The 15746-nt window shown below is 69.5% G+C and carries 9 protein-coding genes; 4 read left to right on the forward strand and 5 right to left on the reverse strand.

The features are described 5' to 3' along the window. Positions 1 to 6 precede the first annotated feature (6 nt). A complete protein-coding gene (locus RM844_RS17390; protein WP_311668143.1) occupies positions 7 to 240 on the reverse strand; it encodes a PqqD family protein in 234 nt (77 codons plus the stop codon). Between the two features lie 511 nt (positions 241 to 751). Between RM844_RS17390 and RM844_RS17395 the strand changes: the two genes are divergently transcribed. After that, positions 752 to 3517 (forward strand): AAA family ATPase, encoded by a 2766-nt coding sequence (locus tag RM844_RS17395; RefSeq protein WP_311668144.1) that lies wholly within the window; start codon positions 752 to 754, stop codon positions 3515 to 3517. An 89-nt stretch (positions 3518 to 3606) separates the two neighbouring features. Here the strand turns inward: RM844_RS17395 and RM844_RS17400 are convergent, their stop codons facing one another. From RM844_RS17400 to RM844_RS17415, 4 genes are all read right to left on the reverse strand, one after another. Beyond that, positions 3607 to 5106, reverse strand: coding sequence for a class I adenylate-forming enzyme family protein (locus RM844_RS17400; protein ID WP_394814532.1), 1500 nt, complete (start codon positions 5104 to 5106; stop codon positions 3607 to 3609). Positions 5107 to 5140: 34 nt separating this feature from the next. Beyond that, entirely contained in the window at positions 5141 to 5854 is a 714-nt protein-coding gene (locus tag RM844_RS17405; protein ID WP_311668145.1) for a class I SAM-dependent DNA methyltransferase, read from the reverse strand. Between the two features lie 16 nt (positions 5855 to 5870). Continuing rightward, positions 5871 to 7013 (reverse strand): DegT/DnrJ/EryC1/StrS family aminotransferase, encoded by a 1143-nt coding sequence (locus tag RM844_RS17410; protein WP_311668146.1) that lies wholly within the window; start codon positions 7011 to 7013, stop codon positions 5871 to 5873. Positions 7014 to 7097: 84 nt separating this feature from the next. After that, the gene (locus tag RM844_RS17415) at positions 7098 to 8744 is read right to left on the reverse strand and encodes an MFS transporter (RefSeq protein ID WP_311668147.1); all 1647 of its coding nucleotides are present in this window, start codon (positions 8742 to 8744) and stop codon (positions 7098 to 7100) included. Positions 8745 to 8829: 85 nt separating this feature from the next. Here RM844_RS17415 and RM844_RS17420 point away from each other — a divergent pair, with 85 nt between their 5' ends. From RM844_RS17420 to RM844_RS17430, 3 genes are all read left to right on the forward strand, one after another. Then, the gene (locus RM844_RS17420) at positions 8830 to 9387 is read left to right on the forward strand and encodes a TetR/AcrR family transcriptional regulator (protein WP_311668148.1); all 558 of its coding nucleotides are present in this window, start codon (positions 8830 to 8832) and stop codon (positions 9385 to 9387) included. A 178-nt stretch (positions 9388 to 9565) separates the two neighbouring features. After that, positions 9566 to 10849, forward strand: a complete 1284-nt coding sequence (locus RM844_RS17425; RefSeq protein WP_311668149.1) for a nucleotide disphospho-sugar-binding domain-containing protein — start codon at positions 9566 to 9568, stop codon at positions 10847 to 10849. A gap of 99 nt (positions 10850 to 10948) precedes the next feature. After that, a partial coding sequence (locus RM844_RS17430) for a polyketide synthase (protein ID WP_311668150.1) occupies positions 10949 to 15746 on the forward strand: 4798 nt, incomplete at its 3' end.

Raw genomic sequence — 15746 nt, forward strand, 5'->3', positions numbered from 1 at the left:
GCCGGGTCATTCGGTCTCGTGTAAGTAGCCGGCGGCGACCAGGGCGCGGATCCAGGTGGTGAGGGCCTGCCGCACCAGGCTGGGTTCGGCGTCCCAGTGCCCGGCCAGCACCTCGGCCGCGGCGCGGGCGTCGCCGCCGTGCTGCTGGAGCGCGATCCAGGCCGCCGTGTGCGCCGGGCCCCAGGAACTGCGTGCGCCCGAGGGGCGCACCGAGAGGTCGAGCTGTCCCGCTCTGCTCACTCTGATCGCCACGGACAGGTCGGGCTCAAATTTCACGGAAACTCCAGTTGTTCTGCACCGAGCCGGGGTGGACGACTGCTCAGGAAAACGACTCGCGCACATTTTCGACGACTGGTTGAAGATGTCACCCGAAGCTCTCCTTGAATGGCCATACGGGAATGCCTCCGATAAAACTCACCGCATAATTGTGCGGTGGATTGGTCAATCTGTCCATTGGGGTGGGGTAGGGCGACTCGGTAAAATTGGGCGTTGTCGCCCCAAGGTGCCCACGGCCGGTCGGGGGTGATGGTCGCCGTCACGTTGGGTGACCGGAGGCGGATCGTCGCCATGCGCGGAACGTGCTAGTCGCGGCCGTTCAATCGTGCTTATTATGTGACGGCAATGAGACGGTAAAGGCTGGCTATACGCAGCCAATGACTGGGTCCGTGACGGGGGTCGCTGAGCTGGCCGACCACCAGCCATCGCATGGCTGTCCAATCATGCTGTTTTGGCAGAAGGGGGAGCAATTGGCATGGAGTTGATAGAGAGAGCAGAGCAACTCGGCGCCCTGATGACCCGCTTCGACCAGTGTGTCGCTGGCCGGGGTGGAGTCGCGTTGATCAAGGGCAGCCTGTCGGTCGGCAAGACCGCGTTCCTGCACGACTTCCACGAGTCCGTGCGGAGAGCGGGTGCCACCCTGCTGACCGCCACCGGCGCGCGCACCGAACAGGGGCTGCGGCTGGGCCTGATGCGTCAGCTGTTCGCGCACGTGAACATGCCGTCGGCGACCGCGGACCGGGTCGGCGAGGTGTTGGAAGGCAGACCCCCCGAGCCGAGCGCCCCGGCCGGCGAGGGTCCGTACCTGTGGCGCGACGTCTACTCGATGGCCACCCTCTCCCAGGCCGTTCTCGAACTGTCCCACCAGGCCCCGATCGTGCTGAGCGTGGACGACGTGCACTTCGGTGACGTCGAGTCGCTGGAGACCCTCCTCTACCTGCAACGCCGGGTCTCCTCGGCCCGGGTGCTGCTGGTGTTGACGGTGTGGGAACGCTCCAGGACCGGGAACGCCCTCTTCCGGGCGGAGGTCACCAGGCACCCGCACATGGGGGTGCGCCTGGCGCCGCTCTCGCCGTCCGCCGTCGAGGAGCTGGTCGCCAAGCGGGTGGGCGCGATGTCGGCCTGCGACGAGCAGCTCGATCACTACGCCCTCACCCATGGCAACCCGTTACTTCTGCAGGCTCTGATCGAGGACCAGATCGCCGGGCTGACCCGGGCCCGCCCAGGCCCACGGGAGGCGGCCTCCTGGCCCACCTTCGTCCAGGCCGTCTCCACCTGCATGCACCGCTGGGATCCCGAACTGCTCAGCGTCGCCCGCGGGTACGCCATCCTCGGCGGGTCGGCCACCCCGCGGCAGGTCGCCCAACTGGTGGACGTGCAGGCGGAGCTGGTCGAGGAGAGCATGAAGATCCTGGCCGCCGCCGGGCTCGCGGACGCCTGGGGCGCGCTGCACTCGGCCATCGCCACCGCCGTCCAGGGCGACATCGAGCCCGCGCACCGCACCGCCCTGCACGCCAGGGCCGCCGAACTCTGCTACGAGAGCGGCGCCCAGCCACTGGTCACCGCGCGTCACCTGATCGCTGCCGACCAGGTCGTCGGACCCTGGGGGATCAAGGCGTTGCGCGCCGGCGCCGAACACGCGCTGGTCGACGACGACTTGGCGCTGGCCACCCGGTGCCTCACGCTAGCACTTCGCGAATGTGAAGACGAATCGGAGCGTATCTCGATCAACACCACCCTCGGCCGGGTGGAGTGGCTGACCAACCCCAGCTCCGCCACCGTCCGGCTCTCCGCGATGTACCGGGAGGCGCCGGACCGTCCGGTCAACCCGCGCGAAGGGGTGGCCATCGTCCGCTCGCTGCTCTGGCAGGGCGAGGTCGCGGCCGCCAACCAGGTGTTCGAGAAGTTCCGTGACCGGCTGGACGAGCTCGACCCGCAGGCGCTGGGCAGCCTGCGCTTCACCGCCCTGCTGGTCTACGGCGGTCCCGGCCGGGGCCTGCCGCCCGAGATCCACCGGCAGCAGCCGGCCGGACTGCCGGCGACGCTGCGCGGCGGCGGCGTGCTCGACACGCCGCTCGCCAAGGCCACCACCTCCGAGACGGTGCGTGCCGCCGAGCACATCCTGACCAGCTCCCCGCTGGACGACGGCACCCTGGAGGCGTTGGCCCACGGGCTGCTCGCCCTCATCAAGGGGGACGAGGCACCGCGCGCCGTCGGCCTCTGCGACTCGCTGCTCCAGGACTCCGCCCGCCGGGGGGCCACCACCTGGCAGACGGTCTTCGGCAGCATCCGGGCCGACCTCGCGCTGCGCCTCGGGGACCTGCCCGGCGCCATCCGCTTCGCGGACGCCGCGCTGCAACGCATCGACGCCTGCGGCCCGGCCACCCTGGTCGGCTACCCGCTGGGCGTCCTGGTGCAGGCGCACAGCGCGGTCGGCGACCACGACCAGGCGGCCGAGGCGCTGCGCCGGGTGGTGCCGGAGAACATGTTCGACACCGTCTTCGGCCTCGGCTACCTGCACGCCAGAGGCCACCACCGGCTGAAGACCGGCCGGCTCCTGGAGGCGATCCACGACATCCAGACCTGCGGCAAACTCGCCAAGGAGTGGGGCGTCGACGTGCCCGCCTTCCTCCCGTGGCGGACCGAACTGGCTCTCGCGCACCTGACGTTCGGCCACCGGGACGCCGCCCACCGGCTGCTCAGCGAGCAGTTGTCGCTCGCCACCTGCACCGACGCCAGATCGCGCGGGCTGACGCTGCGGCTGCTCGCCGAGTGCGGCGATCCCCGACACCGGACCAGACTGCTCAAGAAGTCGGTGAAGCTGCTCGAACTCGCGGGTGACCGCTTCGAGTTGTTCCGCAGCCTGGCCGACCTGGGGCGCACCTACGAGGAGATGGGCGAGCTGGACCAGGCCCGGTCCATCGCCCGGCGCGCCAAGCAGGAGGCGCCGGCCTGGCACGCCGCGCGCCAGCAGCAGAGCGGCGTGGGCCAGCCGGCCAGAGCGGAACAGGCCGCGGCCGAGGCCCCGTTGCTCAGCGAGGCGGAACACCGGGTGGCCACCCTGGCCGCCCAGGGCTACACCAACCGGGAGATCGGGCGGAAGCTCTACATCACCGTCAGCACCGTGGAACAGCACTTGACACGCGTATACCGCAAGCTGAAGGTGAGCAGACGCACCGACCTTCCGCAGGCCGCGCAGAGCGGCCTGGTCTTCGGCGGGGGCCTGCCCGCCGGCTCCTAGGCACCGCCCCGTCGGCCGGGGGCGCGGCGCTCGCCGCGCTCCCCGGCCGACGGTCGCCGCCCCGGCGGGGCACCACCGGGACAACGCGCTCAGCCCTCGTCGCGGAGCCAGGCCGCCAGGCCGGTGCGGTCGACCTTGCCGTGCTGCGTCAGCGGCATCTCGTTCAGCACCCGGCACATCGCCGGCACCTTGGCCGGCTCCAGCCGGCCGGCGATCTCCCGGAGGATCACGCCGGGCGGCAGCTCGCTCTCCACGAACAGCGTCAGGTCGTAGCCCTCGCCCGGCGGCACGGCCGCCGCCGCCCGCACCCCGGACACGTCGGCCGCCGCCGCCTCGATCTCCACCGTCGACATGCGGATGCCCTTCCGCTTGAACATGTCGTCCCGGCGGCCCTCGAAGTAGAGGTTGCCCTCCGCGTCCAGCCGCCCGAAGTCGCCGGTGTGCAGCCGGCGTCGGCCGTCCGGGCCGGGCCGGAAGGCCCGTTCGGTCTGCTCGTCCATCCGCCAGTAGCCCGGCATCACGTGCGGGCCGGCCACCACGATCTCGCCGACCTCGCCGGTCGGCAGCTCGGTGCCGTCCGGCGCCAGCACCACCACCCGGGTGCCCGGCAGCGGCCGGCCCACCGAGCCGGGCGGCACGTGCTCGGCGCCCGGCGGCACGATGCTGATCCGCTTGCACTCGGTCTGCCCGAACTGCCGCACCACCTGCGCCTTGGGGAAGGCCGCGGTCAGCGCCTCGACCGTGCCGCGCGGCAGCGCCGCCCCGGTGTTGGTGAACATCCGCACCTCGGGCAGCCGGTCGGGCTGCCGCTCGGCCAGCTTCACGATCATCGAGGCCAGCGACGGCACGATGGGCACCACCGTCGCCCCGGTCTCCCACATCCGGTTGAGCAGCAGCAGGTCCGACTCGACACCGGCCAGCACCAGTTCGGACCGGCCGAGGCAGCTGAGCAGGATCTTGTACAGACCGTAGTCCCAGGAGATCGGGAACCGGCAGAAGACCACGTCGTCCTCGCGGTACCCGAGCACCTGCTGGATGGCCTCGCTGGCGAAGACCATCTGCGCGTGCGGGCAGATCACGGCCTTGGGGGTCGCCGTGCTGCCCGACGTGTAGACCAGCGCCGCCGGCGTCTGGGCCGACACCGCGGGCGAGGCCAGCGGCTCACCGCCGCCCAACTCCTCGGCGAGCGGCCGGATCAGCTCGATGTCGTACGCCGGCGCGCCGACGTTCTCCGGCAGCCAGGCCAGGTCCTTCTCCGTGGTGATGACCACCACGGGCTCGGCGTTCTCCAGCACGGCCCGCAGGTGGAAGAGCTTCATCGCCGGGTTGACGGGGACGAACACCGCGCCCAGCCGGGAGACCGCGTAGCAGAGCGCGACCAGGTCGCGGTCGCTCTCCAGCTTGGTGAGCACCCGCTCGCCGGGGCGCACCCCCAGCGAGTGGAGCCAACGCGCGTAGCCGTGGCTGCGGTCCGCCAGCTCCTGGTAGGTCCAGCGGCCGGCCTGGTCGCGGACCGCCCACGCGTCGGCGTGGCTGGTCAACGCCTCGTCCAGCAACTGGTGCACGAGCCGATCCGGAGTGCCGGTCACATCCCGCTCCCTGTCTGAGTTCTCGGGCAAGGCGTCAGCCCTCCCGGGTGGCGACGAACACCCCGCGGTCCGCCTTGCCCCGGTCCAGCAGCAGCCGCCCGTTGAGGCCGGCCAGCCGGAACGCCTCCTGGTACTCGTCCAGCGAGTACAGGCGCAGCCGCTGTTCGTTGACGAAGTGCCGCACCCCGTCCGGCCCGGAGAGCAGGTAGTGCATGTCCACCTTCGAGATGGGGCCCTCGGTGTGCCACTGCCCCATCCGCTGCAGGACCAGGTCGTCCCGCTCCACCGTCAGGTGGGCCAGCTGGCCGCCGGTCCACCGCTCCCTGACCACCCAGGGCTCCACCACCAGCACGCCGCCCGGTGCCAGGTGGCGGGCCATGCTGGCCACCGCGTCGTTGAGCTGCTCGACGGTGGAGAGGTAGCCGATCGAGCTGAACATCGAGCAGATGACGTCGAAGGTCCGCCCGAGGTCGAAGTCGCACATGTCGCCCTGGTGGATCTCCAGGTCGGGCTGCTTCTCCCGGGCCAGGTCCACCATCGGCTGGGAGAGGTCGATCCCGACGACGTCGAAGTCCTTCCGCAGGTAGCGGAGATGCTCACCGGTGCCGCAGCCGACGTCCAGCAGGCTGCCGCCGGTGTTGGCACCGTGCTCCACTGCCAGGTCGACGACCATCTGGGCGAGCTCGGAGTAGTCGTTGAGCGTGCGGTAGATGTGGTCGTAGACGGCCGCGAACTGCGCGTCATACATGTGTGGGACCCCGTTCTTATGTGGTGGTGCGGCGGATGATGGTGCAGATGGAGGCCACATCCGACGGCGTCACCGCGGTGCCCGTGGGCAGCGCGAGAACGCGTTGGGCCAGCGCCTCCGCCCGAGGCAGCGGGTGTGGTGCGTGCACCTCGGGACGCTCCCGGTAGGGGGTCAGCTGATGACAGCCGGGGGAGAAGTAGGGGCGGGAGGAGACGTTCTCGGCGAGCAGGGTGGCGGCCAGCGTCTCGCGGTCGATGCCAGCGACCTCCCCGTCGATGTCGATCACCACGTACTGGAGGTTGCACCGGTCCTCCGGGTGCAGCGGCAGCGGCCGCACCCGGATACCGGGGACGTCGGCCAGGCCCTCGACGTAGGCGTCGAAGTTGGCCTGGTTGACGGCCAGGAAGTGGTCGACGCTGGCGAGCGAGACCAGGCCCATGGCCGCCGCGGCCTCGGTCAGCTTCCCGTTGGTGCCCCCGGAGCCGACCTCGCGGTCCGGGCCGATGCCGAAGTTCCGCATGGCGCGGGCTCGTTCGGCGACCTCCTCGTCGTCGGTGACGATCGCGCCGCCCTCGAAGCTGTTGAGGAACTTGGTGGCGTGGAAACTGAAGACCTCGGCCGAGCCGAAGCCGCCGATCGGCTTTCCCCGATAGGAGCTGCCAATGCCGTGGGCGGCGTCGAAGATGAGCGGTATGCCGTGCTCGTCGGCAATGCGGGTAAGGCCCTCGATATCGCACGGGACGCCGAAGACGTGCACCCCCAGAATGCCCTTGGTGCGCGGGCCGATCAGGCGGGCCACCTGGGCCGGATCCAGATTGCCGGTTTCCTCGTCAATGTCGCAGAAAACCGGTACGAGTCCGATCCAGTCCACCGCGTGCGCGGTGGCGACCCAGGTGAACGCGGGGACGATGATCTCGTCGCCGGGGCGGAGACCGCAGGCCCTGGCGGCGATCTGGAGGCCGACGGTGGCGTTGCAGGTCGCCACGGCGAACCGCGTGCCGGCCACTTCGGCGATCCTTTGTTCGAATTCAGCGCCAAGGGGTCCGGCGGTCAGCCACCGATTCTCGAGCACCCCCTCGATCTTCTTGATAAACAGGTCATGGTCGCCGAGATTGGGGCGCCCGACATGAAGCAGCGCGTCGAAGAAGGGCTGGGACATTCCGGCACCATACGGTTTGCTTCCCATGGCTGGTCAACCCCTGTTTACCGGTGGTCGTGGCTGCTGACGGGCGCCCTCAATCCCCTATTCTTTGCCGGTCTTTTCCGTGGGCGCCGACTGCCCGGGCACGGCGGCCCCCGACCCGGCGGCGGCGTCCGCGCCGGCTCCCTCGGTTCCGTCGTCCGGGTCGTCCACGTCGTGCGGGTCGGACGGGGCGGCGACCACCGTCACGTGCCGGAGCATGGAGAACGCCAGGACCGCGAGCAGCAGCATCACGCAGGCGCTGAAGATCGCCAGCACGTGCAGCCCCTCGGTGAAGGCGGAGCGCGCCGCCTCCAGCACCGCGGTGCTCACGTCGCCCGGCAGGCTGGCGGCCACCTCGACCGCGGTGGCCAGCGTGTGGCTGATCGGCTCGGCCGCCTCCGCCGGCAGGCCCGGGGGCAGGTCCTCCTCGATGGCCCGCCCGTAGACCAGGTTGCCGATGGAGCCCAGGGCCGCGATGCCCAGCGCCCCGCCGAACTCGGTGCTGGTCTCGGCCATCGCCGAGGTGGCGCCGGCCCGTTCGGGTGGCGCGGAGGCCACCGCGATGTCCGTCACCAGCGCGACCACCATGCCGATACCGACCGCGGCGATGGCGTTGGCGGTGAGCAGCAGGGCCAGCGAGTCCAGGCCGACCTGCGTCATCACCGTGAAGCCGCCGGCCGCGATCACCAGCCCGAGGCCCAGGATGTGCGCGTGCCGGTACTGGTTGAGCAGGGTCGGCCCGACCGTGGCACCGATCGCGGCGCCGACCGCACCGATCAGCGACCACAGGCCGGCCCGCAGCGGCGACATGCCGAGGACCAGTTGCAGGTACTGGACGGTGAACAGGGTCAGCCCCGACATGCCGAAGAAGACCAGGGTGTTGGTGCTGATGGCGGTGGCGAAGCCGCGCTGCCGGAACAGCGTGACGTCGAACATCGGGTCGGTGAGCGCCCGTTGCCTGCGGACGAAGAGATAGGCCAGCAGCAGCCCGGCCGCGATGCAGGCGGTCGCGGTGGCGTCCACGGCGCTCTCCTCGGCGATCCGCTTGATCCCGTAGACCACCGGCAGCACCGCCGCCAGCCACATGGCCGAGCTGAGCAGGTCGAACCGGCTCGCCCTGGGGTGCCGGTACTCGGGCACCAGGGAGGGGGCGAGCAGCAGCAGCGCCACCATCACCGGCACGTTGATCAGGAAGACCGAACCCCACCAGAAGTGCTCCAGCAGGATGCCGCCCACCACCGGCCCCAGCACCATGCCGGCCGAGGTGGCGGTGGTCCAGATGCCGATGGCCCGGGCCCGCTGCTGCCGGTCGTGGAACATGTTCCGGATCAGCGAGAGCGTGGAGGGCATCAGGGTGGCGCCGGCGAAGCCCTGGATCGCGCGGGCGGCGATCAGCATGGCCGGGCTGCTGGAGTAGGCCACCAGCACCGACGCGGCGCCGAACCCGAGGGCGCCCAGCATCAGCAGCTTGCGACGCCCGATCCGGTCGCCGACCGAACCCATGGTGACCAGCAGGCCGGCGAGGACGAAGGCGTAGATGTCCGCGAACCACAGCAGCTGGCTACTGCTCGGCTGGAGGTCGGCGGAGATGGAGGGGAGCGCGATGAACAACACGCTCACGTCGACGGAGATCAGCAACACGGGAAGCACCAGGACCGTCAGCCCCAGCCACTCTCTGGTCCCCGCGCGCTCGGAGGTGGCGACCATGCGAGCAATCATACGTGTGTATAAGACGCGTGTATAGGTCCCGCCCCTGGTGTCCGTCCGACCGGTTGTCGCCTACGGTGTACCTGTGGGTCACCGTGAGGATCTCCTGGCCGGCGCCAAGCGCTGCCTCTACCAGAAGGGTTACGCGCGCATCACCGCGCGTGACATCGTCGAGGCGTCCAACACCAACCTCGCGTCCATCGGGTACCACTTCGGCTCCAAGGAAGCGCTGCTGCACGCGGCGATGATGGAAGTCCTCCAGGACCTCGGCGAGCAGCTCGACACCGCCTACCCGCCCGACGACGAGCCGCTCAAGGAACAGCTCGGCGGCGCCTGGGAGATGATGACCCAGGAGCTCGGCGAACACCGCCCGGTGTGGTCGGCCAGCGTCGAGGCCTACATCCAGGCCCAGTACGCGCCCACCCTCCGCGCCGAACTCGTGCCCTACCTGCGCAAGATCAGGCAGGCCATGGGCAGCGAACTCCAGAAGGCCAACCCCGAGCTGGACGACCGCGCGGCCTGGGCCGCCGGCAGCGCCCAGCTCGCCCTCCTCACCGGCCTGATGCTCCAGTGGATCGTCGATCCGGAGATGTCCCTCTCCGGAGAAGACCTGGTCACAGCGCTGCGCACGCTCGGCGAGTAAGGCCACACAAGATCGTGCGAGCCCGCCCTTAGGGGTCGATTAGGGGTCTCCGGGCGCCGTCCGCGTCCATAGGGTGACGACCGCAGCCACGATGTTGTCACCTTTTCTTCGCGCGGACCCCGGTGAGAGTGCAGACCGGCAAGCGCGCGCCCCGATCTCACTCTGCCCGGGAGTCAGGATGCGTATTCTCCTCGCGATCTTCGACGCGGACACGCACTTCTACAACACCGTCAACCTCGCCTGGGCCTTCCGCGCCGCTGGCCACGAGGTCTATGTCGCCGGCCCACCCCAGATGGAGCGGCACGTCGTCGCCTCCGGCCTGCCCCACGTGCCGATCGGCCTGGAGCAGGACATGATGGCCGACGTCCGCACCTACCCGTACGACCAGCTGGCGCACGGCACCAAGTGGGACATCCGCGAGGAGGACCCGGAGGTCCTCAACGCCGAGTTCGCCCGCCGAGCCCTCGGCGTCTGGTACTCCGACTACAGCCTCGGCTACATGGGCCACGAGGAAGCCGTCCGCGACATCGCCGACTTCGCCCGCTCCTGGAAGCCCGACGTGGTCCTCTGGGACACCATCAGCCTCGTCGGCCAGGTCGCCTCGCAGGTCGCCAACGCGCTCAGCGTCCGCATCCTGTTCGGCCGCGACCAGTTCGTCCGCATGGCCAACGTGATAGCCGACGCCGGCGAGTGGGACGACTACGACAACCCCATGTCCAAGCTGCTCACCAAGCGCCTGGAACTGGTCGGGGAGGAGTACGACCCGCGCCTGATGTTCGGCGACGTCACCATCGACTCCAACCCCTCCTTCTCCTACGACGCCTGGGACCTGCGCCGGCAGCGGATGCGCTACCTGCCCTACAACGGCCCCTCCGTGGTGCCCGACTGGCTGAAGGTGCCCGCCGAGCGCCCGCGTGTCGCCTTCACCATCGGCCTCTCCCTGCGCCAGGTCGACGACGACCGCTTCACCCTGGTCTCCGCCACCGTCAAGCTGCCCGAACTGATGGAGGCCCTCGGCGAGGTCGACGCCGAGGTCGTCGCCACCCTCGACGAGGACCAGATCACCCGCGTCGCGACCATCCCCGACAACGTGCGGATCGTCGGCTTCGTCCCGCTCGCGCCGCTGCTGACCACCTGCTCCGCCATCGTCCACCACGGCGGCGCCGGCACCCGCAACAACGCCTTCGTCCGCGGCGTGCCGCAGGTCATCTCGCCCAGCTGGGCCTGGGACGAGGACTTCGTCGCCCGCAACGCGCAGCGCCTCGGCGCCGGCATCATGGTCGACCCGGACAACCTCAAGCCCGCCGACGTCCGCGACTCCGTGAACCGCATCCTCAGCGACGACTCGTTCGCCAAGAACGCCGCCGTCATCCAGGAGGAGATGCTCTCCTACCCGACCCCCGCCGAGGTGGTCAGGAACCTGGAGGAAATGGTCGTCGAACACCGCGACACCCGCGGCTGACCTCGCGCACCCCGTACACGCCGCTCGGCCCCCTCGCCAGTTCAGAACCGTAGCCGCAGGAACGTCATTCCGGCACGTTCAGGAGTTCAGGGAACCAAGTTGACAGAGAACAACGAACAGAAGCTTCTCAGTTACCTCAGGCGAGCCACCTCTGATCTCCAGGAATCACGCAGGCAACTGCGTGAGGCGGAGCGACGGGACAACGAACCGATCGCCATCGTCGGCATCGGATGTCGCTTCCCGGGCGGCGTGTACACCGCGGAGGACCTCTGGCGACTCGTCGCCAACGGGGACAACGCGATCACCGACTTCCCGACCGACCGGGACTGGGATCCCGACCTCTTCGACGCGGACCAGAACAAGTCGGGCAAGACCTACACCACGCGCGGCGGCTTCCTGCACGACGCGCTCCTCTTCGACGCGGCGTTCTTCGGGATCTCGCCGCGTGAGGCGCTGGCCATGGACCCGCAGCAGCGGCTGCTGTTGGAGACCTCCTGGGAGGCGCTGGAGGACGCGGGCATCGACCCGCTGTCGCTCCGCGAAAGCCAGACCGGCGTGTTTACCGGCATCACCTACCACGACTACGGCTCCCGCCTGCACGAGATCCCCGAGGGCCTCGAAGGCCACCTCGGCAACGGCAGCTCCGCCAGCGTCGCCTCCGGCCGGGTCGCCTACACCCTCGGCCTCGAAGGCCCAGCCGTCACCATCGACACCGCCTGCTCCTCGTCCCTGGTCGCGCTGCACCTCGCCGTGCAGTCCCTGCGCCGTGGCGAGTCGACGCTGGCACTGGCCGGCGGCGCCACCGTGATGTCGACGCCCGACGCGTTCGTGGAGTTCAGCAGGCAGGGTGGGTTGGCGGTTGATGGGCGGTGCAAGGCGTTTTCGGATGATGCGGATGGTACGGGGTGGGCTGAGGGTGTGGGTGTGTTGGTGTTGGAGCGGTTGTCTTCGGCGCGGGCTGGTGGGCGTCGGGTGTTGGGTGTGGTGGCGGGGTCGGCGGTGAATCAGGATGGTGCGTCGAATGGTTTGACGGCGCCGAATGGTCCGTCGCAGGAGCGGGTGATTCGGGCTGCGTGGGCTGCGGGTGGGTTGTCGGGTGGGGATGTGGATGTGGTGGAGGGGCATGGGACGGGGACGGTGTTGGGGGACCCGATCGAGGTGGGGGCGTTGTTGGCGACGTATGGGCGGGATCGGGATGTGGAGCGGCCGTTGTGGCTCGGTTCTCTGAAGTCGAATATCGGGCATGCGCAGGCGGCTGCTGGTGTGGGTGGGGTTATCAAGATGGTGATGGCGTTGCGGCGGGGGGTGTTGCCGGGTTCGTTGTTTGCTGAGCGGCCTTCTTCGCATGTGGATTGGTCTGGTGGTGGGGTGCGTTTGTTGGATGGTGCGCGGGAGTGGCCGGAGGTGGGTCGGGCTCGTCGGGCTGCGGTGTCGTCGTTTGGTATTTCGGGGACGAACGCGCATGTGGTGTTGGAGGAGGCGCCGGCTGATGTGGCCTCGTGGGGTGGGGAGGGTGTCTCCGGTGGTTGGGTTGGGGGTGTGCCGGTGCCGTGGGTGGTGTCGGCGCGGGGTGATGTGTCGGCCCAGGTGGCGCGGTTGCGGTCCGGGGTGGATGGTCTTGATGTGGTGGGTGTGGGTCGGTCGTTGTTGGGGCGGGCTGGGTTGCCGGATCGTGCGGTGACCTGGGGCGGGGACGCCGAGTTGGCTGACGTCGTCGGCTCTGTGGTGGGTGGCAAGGTTGGGGTGGTCTTCTCGGGTCAGGGCTCGCAGTGGGTGGGGATGGGTCGGGAGTTGTATGAGGTCTTCCCCGCCTTCCGCTCCGCCTTCGACGAGGTGTGCGCGCTGGTCGACGAGCGCCGTGACGGCTCGCTGCGGGAGGTGGTCTTCTCCGGTGACGCTGAGGTGTTGGAGGGGACGGGTTGGGCTCAGGTGGGGCTCTTCGCCGTCGGCGTGGGCCTGTGGCGGGTGTTGGAGTCCTGGAACGTCCAGGTCGATGTCGTCGGCGGGCACTCGGTTGGTGAGTTGGTGGCCGCCTGGGCTGCCGGGGTGTGGTCGCTTCCCGACGCGGTGGCGGTGGTGTGTGCGCGTGCGGGGTTGATGGAGGAGCTTCCTGAGGGTGGCGGGATGCTCGTCACCGACCTCACCGAAACCCAGGCCGAAGAGGTGGCGGCCGAGTTCGGCGTGGACATCGCGGCGGTGAACGGCGAGGAGCAGGTCGTCCTCTCCGGGGCGGTCGAGGCGCTGGACCGGGTGGCGATGGCGTGTGGAAACCGGGGTGTGCGGGCCCGCCGGTTGAGCGTGTCCCATGGTTTCCACTCCCGCCTCGTGGACCCGGTCCTGGGGGAGTTCGCGGAACGCCTCACGGCCGTGAAGTTCCAGACCCCCCAACTCGGTCTGGTCTCCAATGTCGAGGGCACCCTCGTCAGCGAGCAGGTGGCCGAGGCTGGTTACTGGGTGCGGCATGTCCGTGAGCCGGTGTTGTTCGCCCGGGGTGTGGCCGCGATGCGGGATGCCGGCGTGACCACTGTGATCGAGCTTGGCCCCGACGCGGTGCTCTCCGGCTCCGTCATCGACGTGTTCGACGACGACGCCCAGGCCGTCATCCCCTCTCTCCGCAACCAACGCCCCCAGGCCGAGACCCTCCTCCAGATGGCCGCCCGCCTGTGGGTACGGGGCGTCCCCGTCAACTGGCAGACGGTCTATGACCAGCTGGGCGGCGGCCAGACGCCACGCGTTGACCTGCCGACCTACGGGTTCCAGCGGGAGCGGTTCTGGCTGAGTAAGGGCGGGGCGCGCGATGTCGCCGGGCTGGGTCTGGCGGGGATCTCCCATCCGCTGCTGGGTGCGGTGGTCGAGGTGGCCGGCTCCAGCGAGATCGTGGTCACCGGCCGGATCGACACCGGTCGGGAGGGCTGGCTGACCGGTCATGTCGTCAACGACCGGGTGCTGCTGCCCGGCACGGCGCTGGTCGAGCTGGCGCTGTCCGCCGGTGAACGGGTTGGCTGTGCCGGGGTGTCGGAGCTGATGCTGCACACCCCGCTGGTGCTGTCCCCGGACGCGGCGGTGGACATTCAGGTGCGGATCGAGGAGCCGGGCGAGACCGGCGAGCGTGGGGTGTCCGTCCACGCGCGGTCCTCGGCCGAGTCGGAGTGGGTGCGGCATGCCACCGGCACCCTCACTCCCCAACAGCCGGACCTTCCCGAGACGCCTGTGGAGGCGTGGCCGCCGGCTGAGGCCGCCGTGGTCGATCTCGACGGTTTCTACGCGGAGTTGGCGCGCACGGGCCTGTCCTACGGGGATGCCTTCCGTGGTCTGACCGCGGCCTGGGTGTCGGCCGACGAGCAGCGGGTCTATGCCGAGGTCGCGCTCCCCGAGGGCGTTGAGCTGGGCGGTTATGCCATCCACCCGGCGCTGTTGGACGCCGTTCTGCATGCCACCGGCCTGGAGGAGCGGGCCGCCGGCGGCGGGTCGCGGGCCGTGGTGCCGTTCCACTTCGCCGGGGTCGGCCTGTTCGCCACCGAGGCGAGCCGTCTGCGGGTCCGGCTGACCAGGACCGGCGAGAACGGCTACCACCTGGTGGTGGACGACGTCGCCGGCCAGGCCGTCCTCACCATCGACTCCCTCACCCTCGCCGAGCTGCCCGCCACGCGGGAGCGCGTCGATGTCTCGCGCTCGTTCGACGATTCGATGTTCGTGGTGGATTGGGTGTCGGTGGCGGGTGTTGGGGTGGGTTCGGTGGTTGTGGTGGGGGATGTGTCGTGTGGGGTTGAGGGTGTGGTGCGGGTGGGGGATGTGGCGGGGTTGGCGGAGGTCGAGGTTTCGGATGTGGTGTTGGTGGGGGTGGGTTCGGGTGGGGTGTTGGGTTCGGTGGCTTCGGTGTTGGGGTTGGTGCAGTGGTGGTTGGGGGAGGAGCGGTGGTCGGGTTCGCGGTTGGTGTTGGTGACGCGGGGTGCGGTGTCGGTGGGTGGGGAGGATGTGTTGGATCTGGTGGGTGCTGGGGTGTGGGGGTTGGTGCGGTCGGCTGAGTCGGAGAATCCGGGTCGGTTTGGGTTGTTGGATGTGGCTGAGGGTGGGTCCGCGGTGTGGGTGGCGGGGGAGACGCAGTTGGCGGTGCGGGATGGTCGGGTGCTGGCCGCGCGGCTGGCCCCGGTCTCCACCGGTGGTTCTCTCATTCCGCCGGCCGACACCCTGGACTGGCGCCTGGAAACCCTCAGCGACGGCTCGACCGAGAATCTCGCGCTGGTTTCCGGTGGCCATTCCGCGGAACTCGGCCCGACGCAGATCCGGGTGGAACTGCACGCGGCCGGCGTGAATTTCCGGGACGTCCTGATGATGCTCGACATGTATCCCGGGGAACGGGAGATTCTCGGCAGTGAGGGCGCCGGTGTGGTGGTGGGTGTGGGTTCTGGTGTGTCGGGTGTGGGGGTGGGGGATGTGGTGTTTGGTGCGTTTGATGGGTCGTTTGGTCCGTTGGGGGTGACGGATTATCGGTTGGTGCGGCCGGTGCCTTCGTCGTTGTCGTTGGCTCAGGCGGCTGCGGTGCCGGTGGTGTTTTTGACGGCGTGGTATGGGTTGGTGGAGTTGGCGGGGTTGGGTGCTGGGGATCGGGTGTTGGTGCATGCGGGTGCGGGTGGGGTGGGGATGGCTGCGGTGCAGGTGGCGCGGTTGCGGGGGGCTGAGGTGTTCGCGACGGCGAGTGTGGGGAAGTGGGATGTGTTGCGGGGGATGGGGTTGGATGACGCGCATATTGGTAATTCGCGTGATCTGTCGTTTCGGGAGAAGTTTTTGGGGGTGACGGGTGGTGCGGGTGTTGATGTGGTGTTGAATTCGTTGGCTGGTGGGTTTGTGGATGCGTCGTTGGATTTGTTGCCTCGGGGTGGGCGGTTTTTGGAGATGG

This window comes from Streptomyces chisholmiae, assembly GCF_031845445.1.
Taxonomy (GTDB): Bacteria; Actinomycetota; Actinomycetes; order Streptomycetales; family Streptomycetaceae; genus Streptomyces; species Streptomyces chisholmiae.